The following is a 25,682-nucleotide window of genomic DNA, read 5'->3' on the forward strand; positions in this document are numbered from 1 at the left end:
TTTTTCGTTCGGCGGCCGTTGTATCGAATTCCGACCCCGAGCGCGATTGGTTTTGATGCATAAGGAGTGCGCCGCGGGGCCTGAGCGATCATGGCCGCGGCTCAGCTCTCAAACCCGACGCTCCACGCAAGGCAAGGACATATGGCCGATAGAACGCAGGCTGCCGATGTCACGTTCGAGGACGTGAAGCGCGCGGCGAAAGTCATCGAAGGGGCGGTGGTGCGGACGCCGTGCGATCTAAGCTTCACCTTGAGCCACGATCTCGGCGCGGACATCTGTCTCAAGTTCGAGAACCTGCAGTTCACGTCGGCCTACAAGGAGCGTGGCGCCCTCGTGCGGCTCTCCGCGCTCTCGGACGCCGAACGCAAGCGCGGCGTCATCGCCATGTCGGCGGGCAATCATGCGCAGGGCGTCTCCTATCATGCGGGGCGGCTCGGCATTCCGGCGACGATCGTGATGCCGGAGGGGACGCCCGCGGTCAAAGCCGAGAACACGAAGCGCTGGGGCGCGCATGTGATCCTCGAAGGCAAGACGCTCGAGGACTCGGCGCGTTTCGCGCGGGGGTACTGCGAGCAGCATGGGCTCGTGTTCGTGCATCCATTCGATGATCCGCTCGTCATCGCCGGGCAAGGGACGGTTGCGATCGAGATGCTCGAGGCGATGGCGGACCTCGATGTGCTTGTCGTGCCGGTGGGAGGTGGCGGCCTCGTTGCCGGCATGGCGGTGGCGGCGAAGGCGATCAAACCCGGCATCGAAGTGATCGGCGTCGAAGCGGCGCTCTATCCATCGATCTACAACAAGATCAAGGGCACGAATCTGCCGACGCGCGGCGATACACTTGCCGAGGGCATCGCGGTTGCCAATCCTGGCGTGCTGACGACGGAGATCATCTCCCGCTTGGTGGACGACATCGTGCTCGTCAGCGAGACGGACCTCGAGCGGGCGACGTTCGCACTGCTGATGATCGAGAAGACCGTGGTCGAAGGTGCGGGTGCGGCCGGGCTTGCCGCCGTGATGGCCGACCGCCAGCGTTGGAAGGGGCGCAAGCTCGGGTTGCCTCTCACCGGCGGCAACATCGATCCGCGGCTGCTTGCCAGCGTGTTGACGCGGGAGCTGGCGCGCGAAGGACGGCTGTCGCGGCTCACGATCGACATCCCGGACCGGCCGGGAGAGCTGTCGCGCGTGTCGGCGGTGCTCGGCCAAGCCGGCGCCAACATCGTAGAGGTCTATCATCAGCGCGTGTTCACGGATCTTCCGGCGCGCGGCACGGAGCTCAACCTCGTCATCGAGACGCGCGACCGTTCGCATCTCGAAGGCGTGCTGGCGCAGCTCGAAGCCAAGGGCTACCGCGTCATCGTCAAGACCGGGCAGGCCGCGGGCTAACGCCCTTCGCGCCACCAGGCGGTGGCCATGAGGGCCAGGAGCGCGGCAAGCGCGAGGAGGCCTGTAAACATCGGCGTCAGCTTGACGCCCTTGGTGACGTAGGCTTCGCGGTCACGCAGGCCCATCCAGCCGGAACCCGCCAGGACGCGAGCGCCGGACATCAGCGAGACGCGCGGCAACGTCACGGCGTTGCCGTCGCTGGCAGCATTGGTGCGGGTCCAGAAGAGGCCGCCCCCGGTTTGCTCGATGAGCGGCTTCAGTTTCTGGTCGGTCGCCACCACCTCGCTCATCTCGCGCGGATCCTCGATGCCGGCATGGGCGACGGCGGTGAGCTGTCCCGATGGCGCCTGCGTCTCGGCTTTGTAGAGGCCGGGCAGCTTGACATCGATGGTCGATTTCCAGACGCCGGGCCGCTCCTGCTCGAGCGTCACGTCGTTGCGCTCGCCGCCGGGTGCGGAGATGGTCACAGGCGCCACCTGATCCTCGAGCGTGCGCCGCTCGATGGTGAGCTTCAGTCCGCGGGCGGAGGCGATCAGGCGCTCCTCCTCGAGGTCCGGTTCCTTCATCAGCCAGTGCGAGAGGCGGCGCAGCAGGTCGGTGTGCGGGCCGCCGCCTTCGTAGCCCCGCGCCCAGAGCCAGGCGTGATCGGAGGTGAGGAGCGCGACGCGGCCCTTGCCCATGCGATCGAGGACGAGCAACGGCTGGTTCTCGGCGCCTTCCATGACGACGCGTCCGCGGCTCGGGCGCACCTCGGCCTGACGGAACCAGTGCCCCCAGGTGGCGGCGTGGTCGGGGCCGGTGGCGTTGGCTCCGGGAAGCCCCTGCGTGACCGGATGGCGGAAGCCCTCGTCGGTGATCTTGGCGCGGAACGGCTCTTCCAGCACGCGGCCCGTGGGAGCGGCTGGAAGTATGGGTGAGAGCGGCGTGCGATAGAGGCTCGTCATGCCGGCGTAGTCGTCACCGGCGGCGATCAGCACCGCGCCGCCGTGTCCCTCCACGTAGCGCGCGATGTTGTCGTAATAGGCGAGCTGCAAGATGCCGCGATGCTCGTAGCGGTCGAAGATGATCAGGTCGAAGTCGCGGATCTTGTCGGAGAAGAGCTCCTTGGTCGGGAAGGCGATCAGCGAAAGCTGGTTGATGGCGGTGCCGTCCTGCTTCTCCGGCGGGCGCAGAATGGTGAAGTGGACGAGGTCGACGGCGGCATCGGATTTCAGCAGGTTGCGCCAGGTGCGCTCGCCGGCGTGGGGCTTGCCCGAGACGAGGAGCACGCGCAGGTTCTCGCGGACGCCCTCGGCGACAATGACAACGCGGTTGTTGGCCGGCGTCAGCTCGCCCTCAGCGGGCTCGAGCTCGACCTCGAGAATGTTGGTGCCGGCGTGCGGGAAGGGCATCTCGATTGCGACATGCTCGTCGATGGCGGCGGTGCGGACCTCGTCGGGGCGTCCTTCGCGGCGGACGCGCAACTGCACGGGGGTTCCGCTTCCGGCGCCGCGGCCCGACTCGCGCACGGCGATCTGGATGTCGCGCGATTGACCGACGAGCCCGTAGCGCGGGGCCTCGATGGTCTCGATGCGGCGGTCGAACTCGTGCGGCGTACCGGTGAGGAGCGCGTGCACCGGTGCGTCGAAGCCGAGGGCGGCGGCGGATTTCGGGATGTCGTGGACCTGTCCATCGGTGATCAGAACGACACCGGCGATGCGATCGGGCGGCGTCGAGGTCAGGGCCGAATTGAGGGCCGAGAAGAGTTGCGTGCCTTGTCCGGTGGCGGTTTCGCTCTTGGCGGACGTCACCCATTTGATCTCGAGGTTCTTGATCTTGCCAAGGCGCGCCTCGAGCTCGGTGCGGATCGCCGCCTTCTGCTCCGGCCGCTTGTCGAGCGCCTGGCTGGTGCTCTCGTCGACGACCACGAGGGCGATGTTGGCGAGGCTTTCGCGCTCCTCCTCACGCAGGGTCGGGTTCATGAGTGCGGCGATGAGGGCGGCAAGCGCCAATCCGCGCCAGAGCGCGCCGCGGCTCTTGCGGAACAGCAGCACGACGACGAGCAATGCCGCAACGATGCCGGCGGCCCACAAGAGGGGGACCGGGACCAACGGCGCAAACTCGATCGACCAGCTCATTCCGTTCTCCTCACGCGGCGCTCATCGCGAGCGTCCGGCGCGATTGTTATTGCCCGAGGCGCTCCAGCAGAGCGGGGACGTGCACCTGATCAGCCTTGTAGTTGCCGGTCAGCGCATGCATGACGATGTTGATGCCCGTGCGCAGCGACATCTCGCGCTGGTTCTCGCCGCCGGGCACCACCGGATAAAGCGGGCGCCCGGATGCATCGAGCGCCCAGGCGGATGCGAAATCGTTCGATGTGATCATGATCGAGGTCACACCGTCGGCGCGGCGCGCCCTGCGGTTGTCGCCATCGCTGTCGGATGTGGCCTCGACCCAGAGCTGGCCACCGTCCCAGCGTCCCGGGAACGCGCGCAGGAGATAGAAGGATTTGGTCAGCACGTGGTCCTCGGGCACCGGCTCGAGGCGCGGCACGTCGAGCGAGCCCAGCACGCGCTTCAGCGCCATGCCGTTGCGTCCCTCCAGCGTCGAGCCGGTGGGCATACCGGTACCGAAGTCGCGGGTATCGAAGATGATCATGCCGCCCTGCTTCATGTAGGCGTCGATCTTGGCGAGGGCCGGCGGGGGCAGTGCGCTCGCGCTTTCGATGACCGGCCAGTACAGGACCGGGAAGAACGAGATCTCGTCCTTCACGATGTCGACGGCAATAGGGTCTCCCGGCTCGACGGCGGTGCGGAGCGCGAGAACGCGCGAGAGCCCTTCGAGCCCGGCTTTGCTGGTGGCATCCGCGCTCGCGTCGCCGGTCAGAACATAGCCGAGGGTAACGTTGTCGGTGGCCTTCTGGGCGGTCATGCCGCCGGGCAACTGCGAAATGTCGTCGGCAGGGGTCTGCGCACGAGCGGGTTGGGGGAGCAACGCAGAGACCGAGATCGACACCGCGAGGATCAGGGCGCCGGCGCCAGCGGCGGTGCGCGTGCGCGCCCTGCTCCAGGAGGCGATGGCTCCGAGGGCCCCCATCAGTGCCAGCACGGCGATGATGTCGGCGAAGAGAAGGGCGAGGGCGGTCGTGAGCAGCGCGGGTGCGAGCGGTGTCGAAGGCTGGGTCTCATAGAGCATGCGCGCGGCTCCCGTCGGGCGGGGAAGCGGCGCGAGAACGCTCTTCGAATCGAGGACGTTCAACGCCCGCGGACTCCCCTGGGCTCCATAGTACCCTGGCGGATGCACAAGGCTAGCCTTCACCTTGACGATCTCGGCTGCGGGAATGGCCTCGGCGGTTGGAGGCGGTGGGCGGAGAATGCCGAACCCGTCCAAGGTCTGGACCGGAGCGAATGCGGCTGCGGGCGGGGCTGCTGCAACGGCGTTGCCCGATGCGACCGTTTCAGCCGTCTCCTCGGTGCCCTGGGGGGCGAGGCTGCCGAGTGCCGTGATCCGCCGCAGCATTTCGACGAAGAGGCCGGACATGGGCAGGTTCGACCAATCGGAGTTGGCCGTGATGTGGAAGAGCACGATCTGCCCAGTGCCGAGCGTCGTGGCGGTGACGAGAGGCGTGCCGTCGCCGAGGCGGGCCCAGACCTTCACCTCGGGGGTCAGCAACGCGGGATCGGCCAGGACCTGGCGCTTGACCGCCACGTCTTTGGGAACGGTGAGGCCGGCGAAGATGCTGGTATCGTCGAAGTCGGCCAGTGGTTGCGGGGTCGACCACGAGAGCGCCCCGCCCAGGGTGCGTCCGCCGATGCGCAGCGACACCGGCAGCAGGTCGTCGCCGCCGCTTTCGAGGCGGGGACCGGCGAAGCGCACGAGAACGCCGCCGCGCTCGACCCACTGCTTCACCTGCTCCTTCACCTCGCCGGACAAGGTGCCGATGTCGGCCAGCACGAGCACGCTCGCCTTCTGTTTCAGGACCGCGTCGATGCCCTGGGCGAGGTTGTGATCTTTGGGGCGCACGATCTCGGCATAGGGCTGGACGGCTTTCTCCAGGTAGTAGAGCGGCGCGAGCAGAGGCTGGGCTTGCTCCTGGCTTTCGCCCGAGATCATGCCGACGCGCTGCCATTGGGAGCGTCCGTCGAGGAGGCTTACGGCGCCTGCCGAGTGCTCTGAAGTGAGTTCGAGGCGGGTGACCTGGTTTCTGAGCTCGAGCGGGAGCTCGAAGGCTACGTCCGCTTTGGTGGCGCCACTTGTCAGCGTGAAAGGCGCTTCTCCGAGCCGCTGGCCGCGGGCCGAGAAGGCATCGATGCGTCCCGAGCGTGCGGGGCCACCGGTGCGGAGCACGGTTGCCATCAGTTTTCCGTCGGGCCCTACTCCGGCCGTGATGCCGAGGGGTTCGTCGCCGCCCGCGTCCTCCACCAAGGCGAACGTGCCATGGCCGGCTGCTTTCTCAAGGCCCGCGGCGAAGGACGCCGCTTCGCTGTCGTGATCGATGCCGTCGGCGAGCCAGAGGACATTGGCGGTGGCGGTGTTGGTCTGTGCGAGTACGGCGGTCAGCGCCGCGAGAGTGCCTTTACGATCGGGCGCATGAGGCCGCGGCTCGAGCGCGGTCAGCGTGGAGCGGGCCTCGCCTGGCGTTTGCAGCGTCAGTGTTCTCGATTTCGTTGCCGGCGCGGTCTCGGCCACGATCGCGGGCCTGTTCTGCCGCTGGGCCTCGGCGAGCATCTCCTCGGCGAGCGCCGTGCGGCGCGACCACCCTGAAGCGGCAGCCCAGCCATTGTCGATGACGATGACGACCGGGCCGGTGCCGGTCATCGCACGATCGCGCGCCGGATTGAGGACGGGCTCGGCGAGGGCAAGAATGACGAGAGCGGCGGCGGCGAGGCGGATCAGCAGCAGCCACCATGGCGTCTTTGCGGGTGTCTTTTCCTCGTTCTCGAGGCCGACGAGAATGCGCGTTGCCGGAAACTCGACCTGCTTCGGTCGCGGGGGGACGGTTTTGAGGAGCCAGTAAATGAGCGGCAGCGTGGCGAGGCCCGCCAGCAGCCAAGGATTGAGGAACGCGAGCGCGCCGAGGGTCATGATGCGCCTCCGGCTTCCTGTGTGCCCCCTGTGGCGGCCGGAGCCTGCCAGCGGTAGCCGTGGTCGCGCCCTTCGAGGCGCATGACGAGCGTGAGCAGCGGCTCCGTCGGCGGTCGGTCGGTGTGATGAACCATGAACGACCAGCCGAGGCGCACGGCCAGCTCCTGCAGCGCGTCGCGGTGCGCCTTGAGGCGAGACTGATAGCGGGTGCGCAGGCTTTCCGCACGGTCCGCGATCCAGGTCGCTCCGCCTTCGGACGCGAGGAATTCGGTGCGGCCTTCGTAGGGCAGCGTCTCTTCGGCCGGATCCAGGATCTGCACAAGGTGCCCCGAGGCTCCTCCCGCGGCCAGCAGCTCGACGCTTTCGCGGACCTCATCGATGGGGTCGAGGAAGTCGCTCATGAGAATGACGCCGGAGTAGCGGCTGATCCGCGTCGGCGACGGCCTGCCGGAAGCGAGCTGCGGCGAAGAGGCGTGAGAGGCGATGGCCTCGGCGAGGCGCGTCGAGGCGCGCCGGCTGCTGGTGGGCTGGGTGAGGCCCAGCAGGCCCACGCGTTCGCCGCCGCGCACGAGAAGCTCGGCCGCGGCCAGCATCAGCACCAGGGCGCGGTCGCGCTTCGTGACCTGTGCGAGGTGGCTCCTGAAGGCCATCGACGGAGAGAGGTCGGGCCAGAGCCAGAGCGTGTGGGCAGCTTCCCATTCGCGCTCGCGCACGTAGAGATGATCGGAGCTCGCGGAGCGCCGCCAGTCAATGAGCTGGGCGGCGTCCTGGGATTCATAGGTGCGGAATTGCCAGAACGTTTCGCCCGGCCCGGCCCGGCGGCGGCCGTGAATGCCGTGCGCGACCGTTTGAGCGATGCGGTCGGCTTCGAGCAGCAGGTCCGGGAGCTTGTCGGCGAGCGCATGGGCATCGCGCTCGAGCGTGAACACCCGCGCGTCGCTGGTCCCGGACGATTGGAGGTGCCCGCGGGGCGCCGCCATGCCCGTCACTCCACCGCGTGGGCGAGGCGGGAAATCAGCGACGCCAAGTCCTGGCCCTCGGCGCGGGCCGCAAACGAGAGCGCCATGCGGTGTTTCAGGACCGGTTCGGCCAGCTCGATCACGTCGTCGATCGATGGCGCGAGGCGGCCGTCGATGAGTGCCTTGGCGCGAACCGCCAGCGTCAACGCCTGGCTCGCGCGCGGGCCGGGGCCCCAAGCGACGAAGCGATCGGTCTCGGTGCTCGCGCCGGTGCCCGGGCGGGCGGAGCGGACGAGCTTCAGGATGGCTTCGACAACCTTGTCGGGAACGGGGATCTGGCGCACGAGGCGCTGGATGCTCGTGAGCTCGGCGGCGGTGAGCACGCTCTCGACGTTGCGCTCGTCGGTGCCGGTGGTGGCGTAGAGCATGCGCCGCTCGGCGGCGAGATCCGGGTAAGTGACGTCGATCTCGAGCAGGAAGCGGTCGAGCTGCGCCTCGGGAAGCGGGTAGGTGCCTTCCTGCTCAAGCGGGTTCTGGGTCGCGAGCACGTGGAACGGCTGGGGGACGTCGTGGCGCGTGCCGGCGACCGTGACGTGATGCTCCTGCATGGCCTGGAGGAGGGCCGATTGCGTCTTGGGTGACGCGCGGTTGATCTCGTCCGCCATCAGAAGCTGGGTGAAAATGGGACCCTTGATGAAGCGGAACGTGCGGCGCTGGCCGGGGACATCCTCCAAAACTTCGGAGCCGATGATGTCGGACGGCATGAGGTCGGGGGTGAACTGAATGCGCTTGGCGTCGAGGCCGAGCACGCGGCCGAGTGTTTCGACGAGCAGTGTCTTGGCGAGTCCGGGAACGCCGATCAGAAGCGCGTGTCCACCGGAGAGGATGGTGATCAGGGTCCGCTCGATGACGACGTCCTGTCCGAAGATCACGGATCCGGCCGCCTTGTGGGCGCGCTTGACGCGCTCGGCAGCGGCTTCAAGCTTCGGCACGATGGCTTCGTCGGTCTGGATCACGGTGCTCATGGATTGCGCGGCTCTCAGCTTTTCCTGGGGTTACGGCTTTCCTGGGATTGCGGCGTCGGCGAGGACGGGACGCGCATATCCTGCGAATGTGACTGGCTCAGCGGGGCTCCGGTCAAGTTAAACCTCGGTAAGACGCCCCCGGGGGCCGACCATATAAGTTGATATGAGCGTTTGTGAGCCGAAAACCAAAGCGGCTTTGGTCTGTCGGCTTGGGCGGGACCGGCTGGAGATACGTCCGTGTCGGCATTAATGTCATGTTCCAGAACGTGAATTCGCGGGAACGGTGAGGGGTCGCAGCACACGCGCATGGACAAACTCGAAGATCTCCTGAAACAGGCCGCTGTCAAGGGAAGCGCTCCCGTCGAACGCTGGGATCCGCCCTACTGCGGTGACATCGGCCTTTCGATCACCGGTGACGGGCAATGGCACTATCAAGGGAGCGTGATCGCGCGGCCGGGGTTGGTGCGCCTGTTCGCGCGCGTTTTGCGGCGCGATGAGGACGGGCGCTACTATCTCGTGACGCCGGTCGAGAAAGTGGACGTTGCCATCGCCGATGCGCCGTTTCTGGCAGTGGAGATGCAGGTGACGGGGGTGGCGCAAGCGCAGGCGCTGCTGTTCCGAACCAACGTCGACGATGTGGTCAAGTGCGGTGCGGATCATCCGCTCAGGTTCGTCGAGGGCGATCCCGATCACGGGCTCAAGCCGTACCTGCACGTGCGCGGCAGGCTCGAGGCGCTGGTGACGCGGGCGCTCGTCTACGATCTCGTCGAGCTGGCTGCGCCTGGCCCCGACGGCGCATTAGGGCTTTGGAGCGACGGCACGTTCTTTCCGCTGCCGGCTTAGTGCCGTCAGGGCGTGGTGGCCGTGGCCTTGGCGGGCTTCTCGGGCTTCTTGACCTCGGCGTCCTTGCCGGGCGGCTTCACAGGATCCTTGGAGGCTTCGGTCTTTGCGGGTTTGCCCGCGGCGAGTTTCTTCTCCTCTTTGGCTTTTGCCTTCGCCTCGGCGCCCGGCCCATAGCGCTGCGCGCATTGCTTCAAGAGGAACTTGTTGATCGACTTGATCATGGGGCGGTGAAAAATGCCGAGCGTGTCCTCGAGTTGAGCCGCGGTCCAGACAGTGGATTTGACGTCCTCGGGTCCCTCGATGTCCTCGAGGTTGATCCAGACCTTGTCGGCCTTGCCGTTCTTGAACTCGAGCTTCGGTGCGACGCGGGCCGTCAAGGGCTTCAGCGCGCCGTCGCGCTCGATGACGCATTTGACCTGATGAGCCGGGACGAACACCTTGTGCGAAGGTTTGGTCAGCGCCGCCACAATGTCGCTGCGCTGAAGCTTCAGATCAACCGTGCAGCGGGCGTCGCCGAAGCCCCAGGACACGCCTTTGCTCTTGCCGCCCTCGAGCGAGGATTTGGCCCAGGTCTTCTGGATGTCGCAGGTGAGGTCGTCGCCCACGGGCTTCTTCTCGAGCACCATGGTACAGAGGCGCTTCTCGCATGCCTTGAGGGCCGGTAGCTCGTCAGGCGGCTCCTCCAGCGCCGCGACGGGCGCGGCAGCGGCCAGCGCAAAGCAGGTGGCAGAGAAGGCGATGCGCCATCTTCTCGCGTTCGGCCGGAACATGCGGTCGCACATCTCTCCGCTCATGCTGTCCGTCCCGTCCTTAAGGGTCCGTGTTGGGACAAGGCCGCTTCGCCTTTGGTCGGTCGGGACGGGTACTGACACCCGATTGGGCCCAGATTTAGGCTCGGCAGCTTGAAAACCGGCCGGCGTGGGGTGTCCCTCGGGCTTGATGCGCCGCAAAGCTTGGGCTACCAAGCAGGTGACAACGAAGCACAACACGGGAGGAACTAATGGGGGTCAACACTTCGGGCGGTCATCCGGCCATGGACTACGCCGAGCATAACCGCACGTATCAGAACTTCCTCGCCTGGACCAAGACCGGCATCATCTTCCTGGTCGTTCTGCTGTCGGGCATGGCGTACTTCCTCACCTGAGCCTCATCTTCTCATCTGCGTTTCCGCTATCCGGACTGCGCTGACGTTCGACCCCTGGCGCATCTCGCCGCTGCGGAAACGGGTTGTCCTCCGATAATCGGGGATTTTACCGGGCGGGCGTAGCTGTTCGCTCAGCTTGCGTGCCACTCATCGCTTGGGTTTTTCGTGTGCGAGCGTGTCAACGGATGGTCCGATGGTTACCATAGCTGTGACGGCCGAAGCGCCGGATGAGCCACGCTTCGCCGTGTCGCCGGAGACGGTGAAAAAGCTCTCGGCGCTCGGCGCCAAGGTGCGGGTCGAGGCAGGTGCGGGTGGACGCTCGCGCTTTTCCGACGACGCCTTGAAGGCTGCAGGCGCGGAGATCGCCGCCGGCGCCGCGGAGGCGCTTTCGGGCGCGGACATGCTGCTCAAAGTGCGCCGCCCGTCCGCCGACGAGATCCGGCAGCTCAAGCCCGGCGCCATCGTCGCCGCGATTCTGGATCCCTACGACAAGGCCGCCATCGAGCCGCTGGCCGGGACGGGCGCAAATCTGTTCTCGATGGAGTTCATGCCGCGCATCAGCCGTGCGCAGTCCATGGACGTGCTGTCGAGCCAGGCGAATCTCGCCGGCTACAAGGCGGTCGTCGATGCCGCGTCGCTGTTCGGGCAGGCGCTGCCGATGATGATGACGGCCGCCGGTACGGTGCCTGCGGCGAAGACCTTCATCATGGGTGTCGGCGTGGCGGGCCTGCAGGCCATCGCCACTGCGCGGCGGCTCGGGTCCATCGTCTCGGCAACCGACGTGCGTCCGGCCACCAAGGAGCAGGTGCAATCGCTCGGCGCCAAGTTCATCGCCGTCGAGGACGATGAATTCAAGCAGGCGCAGACGGCGGCCGGTTATGCCAAGCCGATGTCGGCCGAGTATCAAGCCAAGCAGGCGGCACTGGTCGCCGAGCACATCAAGAACCAGGATATCGTCATCACGACCGCGCTCATTCCCGGGCGGCCGGCGCCGAAGCTCGTCAGCGCGGCGATGCTGGCGGCCATGAAGCCGGGCTCGGTGATCGTCGATCTTGCGGCCGAGCGTGGCGGCAATGTCGAGGGTACGGTGCCGGGGCAGACGGTCGAGGTCTCGGGCGTCAAGATCGTGGGGCCGCTCAATCTTGCGGGCTCCGTGCCGGTCAATGCCTCGAGCCTTTACGCCAAGAACCTCTACGCGTTTCTCGAGCTCTTCTTCGACAAGAAGGAGAAGACGCTCAAGGTCAACTGGGACGACGAGATCATCAAGGGCACGCTGGTCGCGAAAGACGGCAAGATCGTGCATCCCAACCTCGCATCCGCCTGAGGGATCCAGCCATGAAAGCGAAAGCGATTGCACTCGGCGTTCTGGCGGCACTGCTGCTGCCGTCGGCGGCCATGGCGTCGGGCGAGGGCATCGGAGGACCGGTCGATCCGTCGATCTACCGGCTCATGGTGTTCGTGATGGCGATCTTCGTCGGCTACTACGTGGTGTGGAGCGTCACGCCAGCGCTGCATACGCCGCTGATGAGCGTCACCAACGCCATCAGCTCGGTGATCGTCGTCGGCGCGCTGCTGGCGGTCGGCGTCGAGCTCGTCATGGAAGGCACGACGCTGGCGCGCATCTTCGGTTTCCTGGCGCTGGTCATGGCGTCGATCAACATTTTCGGCGGCTTCCTCGTCACGAGCCGCATGCTCGCCATGTACAAGAAAAAAGACAAAGCCGCGAAGTAGAGGGATAGCAGATGACTGCCAATATCGCCGCCTCCCTCTATCTCGTCGCCGGCGTGCTGTTCATTCTGGCACTGCGCGGGCTTTCGCATCCCGAGACGAGCCGCAAGGGCAATCTCTACGGCATGGTCGGCATGACCATCGCCATCGCGACGACGCTCGCGGTCTCGAACCCGCAGGAGGCGCTGACCTGGGGGTTGATCGCCGCCGGCCTCGGCACCGGCGCCATCATCGGCGCGGTGATCGCAAAGAAGATCCCGATGACGCAGATGCCCGAGCTGGTGGCGGCGTTCCACTCGCTCGTCGGCCTCGCGGCCGTGTTCGTCGCGGCGGCGGCGCTCTATGCGCCGGAAGCCTTCGGCATCGGACAGCCTGGCGGAATTGCACCTGCGAGCCTGGTCGAGATGGGGCTCGGCCTCGCCATCGGCGCCATCACGTTCACTGGCTCGGTGATCGCTTTCGCCAAGCTTTCGGGACGCATGTCGGGAGCGCCGATCATCCTGCCGCTGCGCCACATCGTGAACCTGTCGCTGTTCCTGCTCCTGGCGTGGCTGATCTATCAATTCTGCATCTCGGGCGGCAACGCGACGCTGTTCTGGGCCATCACGGCCGTCGCGCTCCTCTTCGGCGTGCTCATCATCATTCCGATCGGCGGCGCGGACATGCCGGTCGTGGTCTCCATGCTCAACTCCTATTCGGGCTGGGCGGCCGCGGGCATCGGCTTCACGCTCGGCAACATCGCGCTCATCATCACCGGCGCGCTGGTCGGCTCGTCGGGCGCGATCCTCAGCTACATCATGTGCAAGGGCATGAACCGCAGCTTCATCTCGGTGATCGCGGGCGGGTTCGGCGGCGAGACGGCGGGACCCGGTGGCGGCGGCGGCGAGCAGAAGCCGGTGAAGCTCGGATCGGCTGAGGATGCGGCCTACGTGCTGAAGAACGCTTCCAAGGTCATCATCGTGCCCGGCTATGGCATGGCCGTCGCCCAGGCTCAGCATGCGCTGCGTGAAATGGCGGATGCCATGAAGAAGGCCGGCGTCGAGGTGAAGTATGCGATCCATCCGGTCGCGGGCCGCATGCCCGGTCACATGAACGTGCTGCTCGCGGAAGCCAATGTTCCGTACGACGAGGTGTTCGAGCTCGAGGACATCAACTCGGAATTCTCGCAGGCGGATGCCGTCTACGTCATCGGCGCCAACGACGTCGTGAATCCCGCCGCCGAGGACGACAAGACTTCGCCGATCTACGGCATGCCGGTGCTGCAGGTGTGGAAGGCCGCAACGGTGTTCTTCAACAAGCGGTCGCTCGCGTCGGGCTATGCCGGCATCGACAATCCCGTGTTCTATCGCGACAACACGGTCATGGTTCTCGGCGATGCCAAGAAGATGACCGAGGAGATCGCGAAGGCGATGGCGCACTAAGGGGCGGGCACTGGCCTCGCGTAGACGCTGTGATCCGGATGCCGCCTTGATGCGTTGTCGCAAGAGGTCGCTGCGTCGGGAGGATCGGATGGCTACGAAAGCTTCAATTCTGTGTGCGTTACCATGCGCCGCTCTGGTGGCGGTGATTGCAGCGCTTGCTCCCTCATCGATGGTCTACGCCGGGACGGCGACATCCGGAGCCGCCAGCGACGGCGCCCGCTACGGACAGGCCGCAGGCGCCGCGCTCGTCTGCTACGGCCTCGCGACCACGCCGCTCGCCGCTACGTTGAGGGACAGATACCACGACGCCGAGCTGGCCGTTTTCGACGCTCAGGCGGGCAAGGTTCTGGAGGCGTGGAAGGCGACGCAACGGTGTGAAAATGCCGGCGGCCCCAATCCCTGCAAGCTTTCCCATGTCTGGAGCTGCCAGGAGGCGCTCAAGGAAATTGGGCCCCAAGGCACGGCGGTTCCCGGGCTTGTGGTGCAAAAGGAGTAGTCCGGATTTCGGCTCGCTCGTTCGGCCCTTTGCGTCGGCCGAGCGGCGTTTCCGATCGGGGTGCGGCGAAGTTATCCCCTTGCGTCAGAGATCGGGAAGACTCTAGCCTTCGTATCAGTGGTCACGACTTCAGGGCACCATCTCATCCGAAAGGGCTGCGCATGAGGGCCTCGGCACTCCTCATCGGCTTTCTGATGCTCGCGCTCGGCGGAGGGGCTGCCTCTGCCCAGGGGCTCGAGCTCGAGCCTGTGATCGGCGGCAACCCCATGCGCTGCTACGACTTCCGCGGCGCCGTCGTGCGGACGCTGCAAACGACGGAGCTCGGCGACGTCGGACGCGCGTCGATCATTGCGCGCATGCCAATCATCTCGCTCGATCCTGACCGCATGCGGGCCCTGCCGCCCAAGCTGCAGATCTTCTTCTTCATGCACGAATGCGCTCATCACGTGCTCGGGCACGTGATCAAGCCGACACTGCAGAGCGAGCGCGACGCGGATTGCTGGTCGGCCAACTATGGCCGGTGGGCAGGCCTGTTCGTGCGCAAAGACGTCGAGGAGTGGGCGCCGTACTTCGCGAGGAGCAACGGGTCGAAGTTCGGGCATCTGCCTGGGCCGGAGCGCCAGGCCTATATCCTCAACTGCTTCGACAGGCCGGAATCCGAGCCCGTTGCGGCGGCGCTCGGCGTCCCGGCCCGAAAGCTTCAGCGGTAGCGCGTCGGAATGACGAGACGCTGGCCGATGGTGATGCGCTCGCTCGACAGTCGGTTGGCGGTGATCAGATCGCCCATCGGCACATTGTAGCGGCGCGACAGCGAATAGAGCGTGTCACCTTCGGCAACCTCTACGACATAAGGTGCGTTGCCAGGGTAGCGCGAGCCGTATGCGGGGCCGGTGGAGCCGGTCGTGATGCCGGAAGCGGGCTGCTGCCAGCGTGCATTCGGATCATGTTGGCGCGGGCCGAGGCTGGCGGTTTGGATGGTCTTCGGCGGTCCGAGCCGGCCATGGCCGCTGTCGTAGGCGGCGACTTCGCGCGGGGTGGGCTCGCCGGGATCGATGTAGCGGCGCGGGGCCTCGGCATAGGGGCGGCCTGAGGTGCCATTCGTGTAGTAGCCGCCGTTCGTCGAGCCGTCGGGATAGCGACGCTGTGCGTTCCCGTAGACGCCTTGCTCGGGACGGAGGCTGGTGCTGGCGAGGGTGTCCTGGGAGCCGCCGGAGCTGCAACCGGCGAGGATGGCGGCAAGAGAGGCGAGGATCAGCGCTTGGACGCCGATCGCGCGGTGACGGGAACGCATGACAAATACTCCGCTAACGCATATGCGTTTAGGAAGCACAGCTTTTGGTTAACCGAGCCTTAAGGTACGCGGTGTGACGGCCTGTGGTAGGCTCGTCCCGCAGTTCAAAACAGTGCGGCGGAGCGGGCTTGAGGCTGATCCTCAAAACGGCGGCAGGAGTGGCGTTGGCGATGGGACTGCTGGCTTTGATCGTGCCGACCCTTCAACGCCATCTCATGTATTTCCCCGACACGACCTACACCAAGCCGGCTCAAGCCGGGCTCTCGAATGTCGCCGAGCAGGTGCTCGAGACGCCGGATGGCGCGCGCGTCATCGCGTGGTACGCCAAGGCCAAGCCGGGACGGCCGACGATCCTCTATTTTCACGGCAATGCCGGGTCGCTCGAAACGCGGAGCGAGCGCATCAGGAAGTACATGGCGCAGGGGCTCGGCGTCTTCATGATGACGTATCGCGGCTTTGGCGGCAGCACGGGCGAACCCTCGGAAGCGGCGAATGTCGCCGACGCAAAACAGGCCTTCAACACGCTGACGGCCTCGGTCGATCCGCTCGATGTGATCATCTACGGAGAGTCGCTCGGCACGGGCGTCGCGGTGCAGGTGGCGGCCGAGAAGCGCGTGAGGGGCGTCGTTCTCGATGCGCCCTATACGTCGATGGTGGACCTGGCGCGGCTCCATCATCCCTTCATTCCCGGCCGCTGGTTCATGACCGACCGCTACGAGACGCGCCGGCACATTGCGAAAGTCGCCGCGCCGCTGCTGGTAATCCACGGCGAGAAGGATCATATCGTGCCGATCGAAATGGGCCGCGAGATCCATGCGCTCGCGCAGTCGCCGAAGACGCTCAGAACGTTTCCGGCTGCGGGGCACGACGATCACTACAAGTATGGGTCGTACGATGCGCTCTACGCGTGGATCGAGACGCTCGGCGGCGAGGGGCGGCGGGCAAGCCAGGGCTAGAGCCCCACGGTCGTCGCGCGTCCGCTCTAGAGCGTCGAGCCCTCGAAGGTGGCGATGCCGATCAAGGCCAGGACAGCGAAGACCAACAGCGGGAAGAGCACGCCGGCGAGATAGGGATAGGCCTTGAGGGTGCCGGCGCTGGACTTGAGCTCGCTCAGGATCACGTAGCCGCCCATGCTGCGGCGGAACCATCCGGTGACCTCGCCTTTGGCGCCGATGTGCGGCTTGACGCGGCGCCAGCCCGTCCAGAGATCGCCGATGGGACCCAGCAGCGAACGGAAGTCGACGGCCATGCGGCCGGTCGGATCGGCAAACATCGTGTCCTCGCCGACGATGGATCCGGCATCGACGCGGCCGATCACCTCGCCCTTGAGGCGAACGGGACGGCCGACGATGGGCGAGGCGGCGACGTCTCCCATCAGCGCTACGACATCGGTGTCGACCGGCTGGGAAATCGGGTAGGTGATCGGGATCAGCGCCGCCCAGGCCAGCACGGACGCCGGAATGGCCAGAAGCGCGAGGGCCGGAAGATTCGAAGTGGCGCCGAGCCAGCCGCCGACGATCAGGATCAAAGTCGGGATCGCGATCAGGGTGAGCTCGCGCACGAACTTGCTCCACAGCGCGGCCGGATCGACCTTGGCGCGCGTTGCGGCTTTCTCGATGTCGATGTCCGCGAACGACTGGCGCTTCTCGCCGGCGATGGCGGCGAGCGCGTGGATGCGCTTGCCGGTGAGCGGGTGGGTGGAATTCAACTCCACGAGCTTGGCCCATGGATTGTAGATGTCGAACAGCATCGCGTTCGCGGTGGCATCGGGATTGATCTTGGCGGCTTCCACGACCAGCCCCAGGTGGCTCGCGCCCTTGAAGTCGACGACGCCCATATGGCGCGTCGATGCGAGCAGCTCGCGCGTCTCGTCGGTGTCCGCGGTCTCGGCGATGCCGTAGGCGATCTTGACCAGGGCGTTCGACAGATGCCGCGCTTCGACGCGCTCGGCGGCGAAGGCATCGGCGAGATATTCGCGCGTGCGGGAAAGGTAGAGCAAGATATAGGTGCCCAGCAGATACATCGCGTAGGCCGCAAAACCGACGATGGCGAGGTTGCCCTTGCCTTTCGAGTTCGAACTGCCGGACGAGCGGCGGGTCAGGCTTGAGTAGATGACGTACAGCATCTGCACGAGAGTGCCGGCGACGGTCATGACGAGGAAGTCGCGGTGAACGATGTGGCCGAGCTCATGGGCGACGACGGCGCGCGTCTCGTCCTCGTTCAAGAACTCGAAGATGCCGTCGGTGAGGACGATGCGAGCGTTGGAGCGGAAGAGGCCGTAGGTGAAGGCGGTCGGATTGCGATCGGGGATGATGCCGACGGACGGCGCGGTAAAGCCGTACTCGCGCGCAACATCATGCACGATGGCATGGACGTGCGGATGACGCGCCTTGAGATCGTCGTCGTCGAGATAGACGAGCTTGTTCACCCACCGCAGCATCAGATCCGTGAGCCACGGGCTGATGAAGAAGATCACCGTGTTGATGATCAGCACCATCACCATTGCCGGGCCGACCTCGAGGCTTCCGGCCGCGACGAGGGCTGCAATCACCACTCCTGTCACCATGGCGGTCAGGAGCGAGAGGGTGACGAGGGAGGCGAAGAAGAGCTTTGTCATGCGCGAACGTTAGACGAGGCTGGCGCGCGCAGCCAGAAGGCGGACGTGTTGCAGACAAAAAAATTCGCCGCCGGACGATCAGCCGACGGCGAACATTGATCTCTGAGCCGTGGCGCGATCAGCGGCTGCCGAAGCCGCCACCGCTGCCGTTGCTGCTGCCGCCGCCAAAGCCGCCGCCGCCCGGGCCACGGCTGCCGCCGGGGCCGCCACGGCCTGCGCCCTTGGCGCCGGGGCCGCCACGCGTCGTTGCTGCGGGCTTGCCGGGCAGGAGGCCTTCGCGCTGGAGCTTCTTGCGTGCGAGCTTGCGGGCGCGGCGCACGGCCTCCGCCTTCTCGCGGGCTTTCTTCTCGGAGGGCTTCTCGAAGTAGTTCCGGAGCTTCATCTCACGGAAAATACCCTCGCGCTGCATCTTCTTCTTGAGCGCCTTGAGGGCCTGGTCGACGTTGTTGTCGCGAACGAGTACCTGCAAGCGGTGACCTCTGGTATCTGAATTGATTGAAAATAAACACGCCCCAAAGCCCCGGCGGTGGCCGCCGGCACTCCGAGCGCGAATGATTTGGCTGGCTTCTATCAAACGCCGCAGCGCTTGTCCACGGGCTCCGCTTAAGGATTTCGCGCTTTTTCTTGGGTTATGACCGCTTCCTGAGGCGGTTGACGTGGCCCATCTTGCGGCCGGGGCGGGGTTCCGGCTTGCCATAGAGGTGGACTGCGGCATTCGGCTCGGCCGCAAAGGCGTGCCAGCGGGCCGCATCGTCGCCGATCAGGTTGGTCATGGTGACGTCGGCGTGGCGGCCGGTCGGACCCAGGGGCCAATCGGCCACAGCCCGGATGTGGTTTTCGAACTGGCTCACGAGGCAGGCGTCCATGGTCCAGTGCCCGGAGTTGTGCACGCGGGGCGCGATCTCGTTTACGACCAGGGGTTCCGGCGCGTCGGGCAGATAGAACATTTCCACGCCCAGCACACCCACGTAGTCGAGCGCGGCGGCGATGGCGCCGGCGATGTCCGTGGCGCGGGTCGCGTGGGCTGCCGGCAGCGGCGAGGGGACGGTCGAGGTGTCGAGGATGCCATCCTTATGGGTGTTCAGCGGGATGTCGTAGAAGCGGACCTCACCCGAGACGGCGCGTACGACCAGAACCGACACCTCGTAGGCGAAGGGGACGAGGCCTTCGAGCACGGAGGGCGCGCGCTGCAAAGCGTCGAAGGCGGGGGCGAGCTCGGCGGCGCTCCGGATGCGGACCTGGCCTTTGCCGTCATAGCCGAGGCGGCGGGTCTTCAGGATGCCCGCGTGGCCGATGGTGGCGAGCGCGGTCTCGAACGCGGAGCTGCTGTCGACGGCGGCAAAGGGGGCAACGGGAATGCCGAGCGCGCTGATGAAGGTCTTCTCCTCGAGCCGGTCCTGGGCGACGGCGAGGGCTTTCGGTCCCGGACGGACCGGAGCGACCGCTTCGGCTGCTGCCGCAGCCTGCAAAGGCACGTTCTCGAACTCATAGGTGACGACATCGACGGAGGCGGCAAAAGCGCGGACTTTGTCGACATCCTCGTAGGGGCCGATGGTCGATGCGGCGGCCACGTCGCAGGCGCCACCGGGCACATCGGAATAGATATGGCATTTGAGGCCGAGCTGGGCGGCGGCCAGCGAGAGCATGCGGCCCAACTGGCCGCCGCCCATGATGCCGATGGTCGATCCGGGCGCGAGAGCTGTCATTCGGATTTCGGATTTTCCGCGACGGCGGCGGTCTGTTTCTCGCGATGGGCGGCGATGCGGGCGGCGAGACCGGGATCCGCTAGAGCCAGAATTTGCGCAGCGAGCAGCCCGGCATTGGTCGCGCCGGCGTCGCCGATGGCCAGGGTGCCGACCGGAATGCCTGCCGGCATCTGCACGATCGAGTAGAGGCTGTCGATGCCTTTGAGGCCCTTGGTCTGGATCGGAACGCCGAGCACGGGAAGCTGCGTCATGGAGGCGGTCATGCCAGGAAGGTGCGCGGCGCCTCCGGCTCCGGCGATGATCACCTTGAGGCCGCGCTCTTTTGCCGAGCGGGCATAGGAGACGAGGCGGTCGGGCGTGCGATGGGCGGAGACGATCCTGGTCTCGTATGCGACGCCGAGCTCGTCAAGGATGGCGGCCGCCTGCTTCATGGTCGGCCAGTCGGACTGGCTGCCCATGATGATCCCTACTTCCGCTCCGCGCTTGGTCATCGGCTTATCCGTCGAGGGGGCCACTCACGGCGGCCCCGTGCGAAAACGGGCGATGTAGAGGAGGTCGGGCCGGGTTGCAAGGCGGAAAAGCCCGATTTGCCGAGGGAACCCACGGCTGTTTGCGGCACGGTTTCCGCTGGGGTTCGCAAAACCCAATGCAGACACAACTTTGGGCTACCCGTAGGTTGGGGTCATTCACATGGCGACGGGCGCGAACCGTTGGGGTTGGGGACGGCCGGATCGCGGACCGGGCCGAATCGCCTAGTGTTTTAAGTAACAAGAGCTTTCGGAGACCCGCGATGGGCCGCTTCCCGCTACCAGCGCTGATTTTGGCTCTGCTCATCGGCTCGTCGTGGCCGGCCCAGGCGGAAACCGGCCTGCCGGCAGCGGCGCAGCCTGCTGCATCATCGATGGCGCCCGAAAGCGATGCGACGCCGCCAGCCGAGCCGGCGGGGGGCGCGGAGGCCGAGCCCAAAGCGGATGCCGGCTCCGCACCTGTTGCGGCCGCGCCGTCGCCGGTACCGGACACCCCGGTTGGCCTCGCGATCAAGGCGCGCCTCGCGTCGATCCCCGACACCGGTGCCGAGCAGGACAAGAAGGAGCGCGAAGCGTTGATCGCGTTCTATGGCATGAGGGCGGGGGCGCCGCTCTGGGTCGATGCCAAGGGGCTCAATGCCGACGCCAACGCGGTCGCGGTCGAGTTTGGCAAGGCCGGCGACTGGGGGCTCGATCCTGTGGATTTTCCGTCACCGAAACTCGAGACCGCGAGCGCCGATCTCTCGCCCGAGGCTCAGGCGGCGGCAGAGGTGGAGATGGCGCAGACGGTCTTGAAATATGCGCGCTATGCGCGCGGCGGGCGCATCATGGATCCGGCCGGTCAGCTCAACTCCAATCTCGACCGCAAGCCGCAGCTGCTCGACCCGGGCAAAGTCCTCGACGGGCTTGGCGCGGCAGCGGACAAGGCTGCGTACCTTGTCGGCACGCATCCGCAGCATCCGCAGTTCCAGCGCTTGCGGGAAAGGTACGTGGAGGCGATCGGAAAGACCGGCGGCAAGCCCAACGCGGCGGCAAAGAGGATCCTCGCCAACATGGAGATGTGGCGCTGGATGCACGACGACCTCGGCGAGGTGCACCTCTTCGCCAACGTGCCGAGCTACATGATCGACGTGGTCAAGGACGGCAAGTCGATCCATTCGGAGCGCATCGTCGTCGGCGAGATCGGCAAGCAAAGCTCCATCTTCACGCGGCCGCTCAAGAGCATCACGTTCCGGCCCATGTGGCGCGTGCCGGAGAGCATCAAGGTCAACGAGCTCTGGCCCAGCCTGTTGCGCGGCGGCGGCTTGATGCGCCAGTACGGACTCGAGGTGGAGACCAAAGACGGGCGCCGGCTCGACTGGCGGACCATGGATTGGAAGACGCTCGACATCCGTGAGTACGAGGTCGTGCAGCCGGCGGGGCGCGAGAGCGTCATGGGCTACGTGAAGTTTTCGTTTCCGAGCCAGCACACGATCTTCATGCACGACACGCCTGACAAGTGGATGTTCAATTCAAAGCAGCGGACGCTCAGTCACGGCTGCCTGAGGCTGCGTAATCCGCTCGAAGTGGCAAAGATCATTCTTGCCGAGGACAAGGGCTGGGACGCCGCCAAGATCGACGATCTGGCGAAGATCGGGCCGATGAACAACGAGATCGCGATGGACAAGAAGATCAAGATGCACATCGCTTACTTCACGGCGTGGGTGGACGATACCGGTGCGCTCAAGACCTTCAGCGACATCTACGGACACGAGAAGCGTGTGATCCAGGCGCTCGACGGCCAATGGCAGAAGATTGCCAAGGGGCGCGATCATCTGGCGCCGGTGGTGCCCGATCAGGCCCATCTCGCGGAAAAGCCCGTGAAGCAGGCTTCCCGCGGACAGACCAGCGCCAACGACGATTTTCTGAGCTCGTTCTTCGGCGGCGGCTACTAGGCGTCGTCGGTCAGCGCTCGGGCCAGCGGCGCAGCGCGGTGCGGAGGAACACCCATTCCGGAGTCGTGAGCTGCTCGCCGATGGGCGTCGCGTACCAGGGCGAGCCGTCGGCCGCGGCCGGGTTCTTCAGGACGTGAATGCTCTGAGCTGGCATGTAGCTCTGCAAAAGCAGGAAGCGCTTCTCGCCCGTTGCCTTGTTCTCGACCATGTCGGCGACGAGCACGGCGTGGCCCGGGAATCCACCCTTGATGAACACGTCGCCGATGGCGATGGTCTCCGGGGCGACCTTCTCCAGCTCGTGCTCTAGGGAGTAGGTGCCGGCGTAGGCGAACACGAGGTCCATGTATTTGCGCAGGCCCGTGTGGTCCTTGCGGCTATAGGCCGAGAAGCGGCGGCGCTTGCCGTCGGTATCGTTAAAAGCGATGTCGCGGTCGCGTCCGAGGCTGAAGAGCCATTCGGCGCGCAGGCGCATGACGGCGTCGGCACACTGCTGCAGATCGCGCTTGCCGATGTCGATATCGACGACGGCGACGTGCACGTCCTGACGCCACTTGGGCTTGCCGGTGTAGGTCAGTACGGGCGCGCCGTCGGGGAGCATGGGAAGGCCGCGCAGCCAGGCGGCGAACGAGCCGTCCGCAGCCGGCACCCGCTCGAAGCCCGCAGGCGGGGCGATGCGGCCGGCGAGGGTTGCCGCGGGAGCGGCGCTGGGGGCGAGCCAGCCGTAAGGTGCGCGCGCGAGCGCGTTGCTGGAGAATGCGAGAGCTGCGGTCAGGAGGATCAGAGCGAGGCGCATGACAGCACCTCGCTCGCATTCAATCATGGCGGCTCAACGACATATACTCGTCGTGGGCGTGTCTCCGTTCACTTCGCGCATTGGGATTTGACGTAGGCGAGCAGGTTGGCGCGGTCGGTCTCATCCTTCACCCCTGCCGGAAAGATCATTTTTGTTCCCGGCACGAGCTTCTTGTTGTTTTCGACCCATTGCAGGAAGTGCTCGTCGTCCCAGGTTGTGAAGGCAGCCTTCTTGAGCCCCTCGGAATACTGGAAGCCTTCGACGGACGCGACCTTGCGGCCGATCACACAGGTGAGCTCGGGTCCGAGGGCGTTCTTCGCGGTCGGGCCGATCTGATGACATGCGGCGCATTTTTTGAAGATCGAAGCGCCTGCCTCAACGTCTTGGGCTGCCGCTGCAGTCGGAATGACTGCTACGAGAGCCGCCGCCATCGTCCACTTCCTCATTTCAAAAGCTCCATCGGTGAAAATCCAGCCGGATCCCGGCATGGTACGTACGTATAATTACTTCCGTAATTCAAATCCAGGACGTGCGACGGCTGGCAGGAGCGATCGGTTCGCCCGCGCAGCAATTTTGCGTGGGGACCGACGTCCGGGGAGTCTCGGGAGCTGGGGGAACGCAAAATGCGCGAGCCCGCCGGCGGAGGGGTCCGAAGCGGGCTCGCGAGATCACGGTCAAGGATCAGCGCACTATGCTGTCGGCGGGGTCCCGTGCCTTCGGGGTCGCGAGGCTCTGCCTCTCCGATGCTCGGGACTGGTCCGCCTTTCTGTTGTCCTAGCCGTCGATCTTTTATTCGTGGATCCCCGGCGCTCCGCAGGCTTCCCTGCCCGGTCGGTCAGCTCTCGAGGCTGGTGCCAGGGTCGCTCGCGCGCCCGCACCGCTCTGACCCTCGATCTCGTCCGGCGACCGATCTCTGGTTCCGCCGGTGTTCGTCGAGATCCTTTTTCGCTGATGCATTCGAGCCGTGCTGGGCTCGGGCTGATCAGGATCCAGGGCCGAGTCAAAAACCTCACTGCCGCGAACGAAGAAATCCGCAGCTCGTCCAAGCATCCACGTCAAATGTTCGGGTTTTCTGTTCGTGCTGCTCGCCGATTTCCCGGCGGTCTCGACTATGGGAGCCCGTGGCTCATGCGTCAGATCATAAGGATCTATGATCTATAGGATCTGGCGCGGCCACGGCCCGCGAGCGACGGGATCAAGACGCAAGCAGCTTATTCTGATCCGGTGGCCACATTTTCTTAGACCTCCTTTCAGGAAGTTCTCAAAGTCTGCGCCTGGCCAAGGGGCGAGTCAATTCACGAAGTATGTGCAAGTCCACCGTGCGGTTAACCGGACATTGAAGAGGTCGGCGTATTTTCGATTGATCTCCGCATGCGGCCGAGCGGATTTTTCAAGCTCGGTCCTTCGAGCACTGCACACCGCGGCGTCCCTCGACGCTTCGTGAGGCTTTCATGAGATCGGCAATTGGATTCCTGTCGCTTCTCGCCTTCGGATTTCTCGCCGCGGGCGTTCTAACCGTGGTCGGCACGGGCTCGACGCGCGAGTTTTCGCTCGACGCGGCCATGGGCGTGACGCAAACCGGCGTGCACCTCGGCTCGCTTCTCGTCGGCATGGTCCTCGGCGTTGTGCTGTCGGGGTTGGCGCGGGTGTCGTGGGCGGAGCTGCCGCACCGCTTCGCCGGCTGGCTGCTGCAGCATGAGCGCGGCTTCTACCGGCTGACGCTTGCGGGCGTCTTCATCGGTATCCTGCTGTTCTATTGATCAGGCGAAACAAGAAGAGGCCCGGCATTGCTGCCGGGCCTCTTCTTGCGCGACCGATGATCCACGTTGGAGCCTCGGCGGCTCGGAATGATCATGGTCTAGCTCCCCTCGCGAGATCCTTGCGAGACCGGCGATCGGCGCCCCAGACCGATTGAGCCCGGGGCGTCGCGGTCTTTAGACCGAGTAGTACATGTCGAACTCGATCGGATGCGGTGTCATCTCGTAGCGCATGTTCTCGGACATGCGCAGCTCGATGTAGGCGTCGATCATGTCGTCCGTCATCACGCCGCCGGCCTTCAGGAAGCCGCGGTCCTTGTCGAGCGAGGCGAGCGCCTCGCGCAGGCTGCCCGCCACGGTCGGAATCTTGGAAAGCTCGGCCGGCGGCAGGTCGTAGAGGTTCTTGTCCATCGGGTCGCCCGGATGGATCTTGTTCTGGATGCCGTCGAGGCCGGCCATCAGCATGGCGGTGAAGGCGAGGTACGGGTTGGCGCCGGGATCCGGGAAGCGGATCTCGATGCGCTTCGCTTTCGGGCTGGTCACGACCGGGATGCGGCACGAGGCCGAGCGGTTGCGGGCCGAGTAGGCCAGCAGCACCGGGGCCTCGTAGCCGGGGACCAGGCGCTTGTAGGAGTTGGTCAGCGGGTTCGTGAAGGCGTTGATGGCCTTGGCGTGCTTCAGGATGCCGCCGATGTAAAACAGGCACATGTCCGAGAGGTCGGCGTACTTGTTGCCGGCGAACATCGGCTCGCTGCCCTTCCAGATCGACTGGTGGACGTGCATGCCGGAGCCGTTGTCACCGAAGATCGGCTTCGGCATGAAGGTCGCTGTCTTGCCGTAGGCCTGCGAAACCTGGTGCACGACATATTTGTAGATCTGCAAGTGGTCGGCCATGGTGATCATGGGGCCGAACTTGATGCCGAGCTCGTGCTGAGCGGAGGCGACCTCGTGGTGGTGCTTCTCGACCGCGACGCCCATCTCCGACATCACGGAG

General features: G+C 65.7%; 24 protein-coding genes. 11 read left to right on the forward strand and 13 right to left on the reverse strand.

What is annotated here, in order from left to right; genetic code table 11:
* The first annotated feature begins 141 nt into the window (after positions 1–141).
* Positions 142–1,383: a threonine ammonia-lyase gene (locus QZV93_RS12945; protein ID WP_295559038.1), complete on the forward strand. Its 1,242-nt coding sequence runs from the start codon at positions 142–144 to the stop codon at positions 1,381–1,383.
* On the opposite strand, the gene QZV93_RS12950 is transcribed toward QZV93_RS12945, so the two are convergent.
* The 4 genes from QZV93_RS12950 to QZV93_RS12965 are packed head-to-tail and all read right to left on the reverse strand — an operon-like array spanning position 1,380 to position 8,431.
* The gene (locus QZV93_RS12950) at positions 1,380–3,500 is read right to left on the reverse strand and encodes a hypothetical protein (RefSeq protein ID WP_295559040.1); all 2,121 of its coding nucleotides are present in this window, start codon (positions 3,498–3,500) and stop codon (positions 1,380–1,382) included. The genes QZV93_RS12945 and QZV93_RS12950 overlap by 4 nt on opposite strands.
* Positions 3,501–3,546: 46 nt before the next feature.
* Positions 3,547–6,447, reverse strand: a complete 2,901-nt coding sequence (locus QZV93_RS12955; RefSeq protein ID WP_295559043.1) for a DUF4159 domain-containing protein — start codon at positions 6,445–6,447, stop codon at positions 3,547–3,549.
* Positions 6,444–7,427, reverse strand: a complete 984-nt coding sequence (locus QZV93_RS12960; RefSeq protein WP_295559044.1) for a DUF58 domain-containing protein — start codon at positions 7,425–7,427, stop codon at positions 6,444–6,446. Before QZV93_RS12960 ends, QZV93_RS12955 begins: the two co-directional genes overlap by 4 nt.
* Before the next feature lie 5 nt (positions 7,428–7,432).
* Complete coding sequence (locus QZV93_RS12965) at positions 7,433–8,431, reverse strand: MoxR family ATPase (protein ID WP_295559045.1); 999 nt, start codon at positions 8,429–8,431, stop codon at positions 7,433–7,435.
* A 306-nt stretch (positions 8,432–8,737) separates the two neighbouring features.
* Between QZV93_RS12965 and QZV93_RS12970 the strand changes: the two genes are divergently transcribed.
* Complete coding sequence (locus QZV93_RS12970) at positions 8,738–9,274, forward strand: DUF1285 domain-containing protein (protein WP_295559046.1); 537 nt, start codon at positions 8,738–8,740, stop codon at positions 9,272–9,274.
* 5 nt (positions 9,275–9,279) lie between these two features.
* Here QZV93_RS12970 and QZV93_RS12975 read toward each other — a convergent pair whose 3' ends face one another.
* Positions 9,280–10,068, reverse strand: a complete 789-nt coding sequence (locus QZV93_RS12975) for a hypothetical protein (protein ID WP_295559047.1) — start codon at positions 10,066–10,068, stop codon at positions 9,280–9,282.
* A 206-nt stretch (positions 10,069–10,274) separates the two neighbouring features.
* Between QZV93_RS12975 and QZV93_RS12980 the strand changes: the two genes are divergently transcribed.
* The 6 genes from QZV93_RS12980 (at position 10,275) to QZV93_RS13005 (ending at position 14,773) form a co-directional block, all read left to right on the forward strand.
* Entirely contained in the window at positions 10,275–10,418 is a 144-nt protein-coding gene (locus QZV93_RS12980; RefSeq protein WP_295559048.1) for an aa3-type cytochrome c oxidase subunit IV, read from the forward strand.
* A 193-nt stretch (positions 10,419–10,611) separates the two neighbouring features.
* Entirely contained in the window at positions 10,612–11,742 is a 1,131-nt protein-coding gene (locus QZV93_RS12985; protein ID WP_295559049.1) for a Re/Si-specific NAD(P)(+) transhydrogenase subunit alpha, read from the forward strand.
* Between the two features lie 71 nt (positions 11,743–11,813).
* Entirely contained in the window at positions 11,814–12,149 is a 336-nt protein-coding gene (locus QZV93_RS12990) for a proton-translocating transhydrogenase family protein (RefSeq protein WP_295559065.1), read from the forward strand.
* Positions 12,150–12,160: 11 nt separating this feature from the next.
* On the forward strand, positions 12,161–13,567 hold the full coding sequence (locus QZV93_RS12995; RefSeq protein WP_295559050.1) for an NAD(P)(+) transhydrogenase (Re/Si-specific) subunit beta: 1,407 nt from the start codon (positions 12,161–12,163) through the stop codon (positions 13,565–13,567).
* 88 nt (positions 13,568–13,655) lie between these two features.
* Positions 13,656–14,063 (forward strand): hypothetical protein, encoded by a 408-nt coding sequence (locus QZV93_RS13000; protein WP_295559051.1) that lies wholly within the window; start codon positions 13,656–13,658, stop codon positions 14,061–14,063.
* 161 nt (positions 14,064–14,224) lie between these two features.
* On the forward strand, positions 14,225–14,773 hold the full coding sequence (locus tag QZV93_RS13005) for a hypothetical protein (protein ID WP_295559052.1): 549 nt from the start codon (positions 14,225–14,227) through the stop codon (positions 14,771–14,773).
* Here the strand turns inward: QZV93_RS13005 and QZV93_RS13010 are convergent.
* Entirely contained in the window at positions 14,764–15,354 is a 591-nt protein-coding gene (locus QZV93_RS13010; RefSeq protein WP_295559053.1) for a LysM peptidoglycan-binding domain-containing protein, read from the reverse strand. The two genes, QZV93_RS13005 and QZV93_RS13010, sit on opposite strands and share 10 nt — an antisense overlap.
* Positions 15,355–15,524: 170 nt before the next feature.
* Here QZV93_RS13010 and QZV93_RS13015 point away from each other — a divergent pair, with 170 nt between their 5' ends.
* Entirely contained in the window at positions 15,525–16,310 is a 786-nt protein-coding gene (locus tag QZV93_RS13015) for an alpha/beta fold hydrolase (protein ID WP_295559054.1), read from the forward strand.
* A gap of 26 nt (positions 16,311–16,336) precedes the next feature.
* Here the strand turns inward: QZV93_RS13015 and QZV93_RS13020 are convergent, their stop codons facing one another.
* The 4 genes from QZV93_RS13020 to purE form a co-directional block, all read right to left on the reverse strand.
* Positions 16,337–17,971 (reverse strand): zinc metalloprotease HtpX, encoded by a 1,635-nt coding sequence (locus QZV93_RS13020; RefSeq protein WP_295559055.1) that lies wholly within the window; start codon positions 17,969–17,971, stop codon positions 16,337–16,339.
* Positions 17,972–18,089: 118 nt separating this feature from the next.
* Entirely contained in the window at positions 18,090–18,440 is a 351-nt protein-coding gene (gene rpsU, locus QZV93_RS13025) for a 30S ribosomal protein S21 (protein WP_295559056.1), read from the reverse strand.
* A gap of 160 nt (positions 18,441–18,600) precedes the next feature.
* A complete protein-coding gene (locus QZV93_RS13030; RefSeq protein WP_295559057.1) occupies positions 18,601–19,677 on the reverse strand; it encodes a 5-(carboxyamino)imidazole ribonucleotide synthase in 1,077 nt (358 codons plus the stop codon).
* Positions 19,674–20,168 (reverse strand): 5-(carboxyamino)imidazole ribonucleotide mutase, encoded by a 495-nt coding sequence (gene purE, locus QZV93_RS13035; protein WP_295559058.1) that lies wholly within the window; start codon positions 20,166–20,168, stop codon positions 19,674–19,676. The genes QZV93_RS13030 and purE overlap by 4 nt, the downstream gene beginning before the upstream one ends.
* A 299-nt stretch (positions 20,169–20,467) precedes the next feature.
* Between purE and QZV93_RS13040 the strand changes: the two genes are divergently transcribed.
* Positions 20,468–22,138 (forward strand): L,D-transpeptidase family protein, encoded by a 1,671-nt coding sequence (locus QZV93_RS13040; protein WP_295559059.1) that lies wholly within the window; start codon positions 20,468–20,470, stop codon positions 22,136–22,138.
* 10 nt (positions 22,139–22,148) lie between these two features.
* Here QZV93_RS13040 and QZV93_RS13045 read toward each other — a convergent pair whose 3' ends face one another.
* Positions 22,149–22,931: a DUF4846 domain-containing protein gene (locus QZV93_RS13045; RefSeq protein ID WP_295559060.1), complete on the reverse strand. Its 783-nt coding sequence runs from the start codon at positions 22,929–22,931 to the stop codon at positions 22,149–22,151.
* Positions 22,932–22,999: 68 nt separating this feature from the next.
* A complete protein-coding gene (locus tag QZV93_RS13050; protein ID WP_295559061.1) occupies positions 23,000–23,377 on the reverse strand; it encodes a cytochrome c family protein in 378 nt (125 codons plus the stop codon).
* Positions 23,378–24,382: 1,005 nt separating this feature from the next.
* On the opposite strand from QZV93_RS13050, the gene QZV93_RS13055 reads away from it, so the two are divergent.
* Entirely contained in the window at positions 24,383–24,691 is a 309-nt protein-coding gene (locus tag QZV93_RS13055; protein WP_295559062.1) for a hypothetical protein, read from the forward strand.
* Between the two features lie 174 nt (positions 24,692–24,865).
* On the opposite strand, the gene glnA is transcribed toward QZV93_RS13055, so the two are convergent.
* Positions 24,866–25,682 (reverse strand): type I glutamate--ammonia ligase (gene glnA / locus QZV93_RS13060; RefSeq protein ID WP_295559063.1); only part of this gene is annotated, 817 nt, incomplete at its 5' end.

The sequence above is a fragment of the uncultured Hyphomicrobium sp. genome (assembly GCF_902826555.1).
Lineage (GTDB): Bacteria > Pseudomonadota > Alphaproteobacteria > Rhizobiales > Hyphomicrobiaceae > Hyphomicrobium_C.

Excerpts from the sequence above, each read along its gene's own strand:
- QZV93_RS12945 (WP_295559038.1), top strand. The coding sequence starts at position 142 with ATGGCCGATAGAACGCAGGCTGCCGATGTCACGTTCGAGGACGTGAAG.
- QZV93_RS12950 (WP_295559040.1), bottom strand. The coding sequence starts at position 3,500 with ATGAGCTGGTCGATCGAGTTTGCGCCGTTGGTCCCGGTCCCCCTCTTG.
- QZV93_RS12955 (WP_295559043.1), bottom strand. The coding sequence starts at position 6,447 with ATGACCCTCGGCGCGCTCGCGTTCCTCAATCCTTGGCTGCTGGCGGGC.
- QZV93_RS12960 (WP_295559044.1), bottom strand. The coding sequence starts at position 7,427 with ATGGCGGCGCCCCGCGGGCACCTCCAATCGTCCGGGACCAGCGACGCG.
- QZV93_RS12965 (WP_295559045.1), bottom strand. The coding sequence starts at position 8,431 with ATGAGCACCGTGATCCAGACCGACGAAGCCATCGTGCCGAAGCTTGAA.
- QZV93_RS12970 (WP_295559046.1), top strand. The coding sequence starts at position 8,738 with ATGGACAAACTCGAAGATCTCCTGAAACAGGCCGCTGTCAAGGGAAGC.
- QZV93_RS12975 (WP_295559047.1), bottom strand. The coding sequence starts at position 10,068 with ATGAGCGGAGAGATGTGCGACCGCATGTTCCGGCCGAACGCGAGAAGA.
- QZV93_RS12980 (WP_295559048.1), top strand. The coding sequence starts at position 10,275 with ATGGGGGTCAACACTTCGGGCGGTCATCCGGCCATGGACTACGCCGAG.
- QZV93_RS12985 (WP_295559049.1), top strand. The coding sequence starts at position 10,612 with ATGGTTACCATAGCTGTGACGGCCGAAGCGCCGGATGAGCCACGCTTC.
- QZV93_RS12990 (WP_295559065.1), top strand. The coding sequence starts at position 11,814 with ATGGCGTCGGGCGAGGGCATCGGAGGACCGGTCGATCCGTCGATCTAC.
- QZV93_RS12995 (WP_295559050.1), top strand. The coding sequence starts at position 12,161 with ATGACTGCCAATATCGCCGCCTCCCTCTATCTCGTCGCCGGCGTGCTG.
- QZV93_RS13000 (WP_295559051.1), top strand. The coding sequence starts at position 13,656 with ATGGCTACGAAAGCTTCAATTCTGTGTGCGTTACCATGCGCCGCTCTG.
- QZV93_RS13005 (WP_295559052.1), top strand. The coding sequence starts at position 14,225 with ATGAGGGCCTCGGCACTCCTCATCGGCTTTCTGATGCTCGCGCTCGGC.
- QZV93_RS13010 (WP_295559053.1), bottom strand. The coding sequence starts at position 15,354 with ATGCGTTCCCGTCACCGCGCGATCGGCGTCCAAGCGCTGATCCTCGCC.
- QZV93_RS13015 (WP_295559054.1), top strand. The coding sequence starts at position 15,525 with ATGGGACTGCTGGCTTTGATCGTGCCGACCCTTCAACGCCATCTCATG.
- QZV93_RS13020 (WP_295559055.1), bottom strand. The coding sequence starts at position 17,971 with ATGACAAAGCTCTTCTTCGCCTCCCTCGTCACCCTCTCGCTCCTGACC.
- QZV93_RS13030 (WP_295559057.1), bottom strand. The coding sequence starts at position 19,677 with ATGACAGCTCTCGCGCCCGGATCGACCATCGGCATCATGGGCGGCGGC.
- purE (WP_295559058.1), bottom strand. The coding sequence starts at position 20,168 with ATGACCAAGCGCGGAGCGGAAGTAGGGATCATCATGGGCAGCCAGTCC.
- QZV93_RS13040 (WP_295559059.1), top strand. The coding sequence starts at position 20,468 with ATGGGCCGCTTCCCGCTACCAGCGCTGATTTTGGCTCTGCTCATCGGC.
- QZV93_RS13045 (WP_295559060.1), bottom strand. The coding sequence starts at position 22,931 with ATGCGCCTCGCTCTGATCCTCCTGACCGCAGCTCTCGCATTCTCCAGC.
- QZV93_RS13050 (WP_295559061.1), bottom strand. The coding sequence starts at position 23,377 with ATGAGGAAGTGGACGATGGCGGCGGCTCTCGTAGCAGTCATTCCGACT.
- QZV93_RS13055 (WP_295559062.1), top strand. The coding sequence starts at position 24,383 with ATGAGATCGGCAATTGGATTCCTGTCGCTTCTCGCCTTCGGATTTCTC.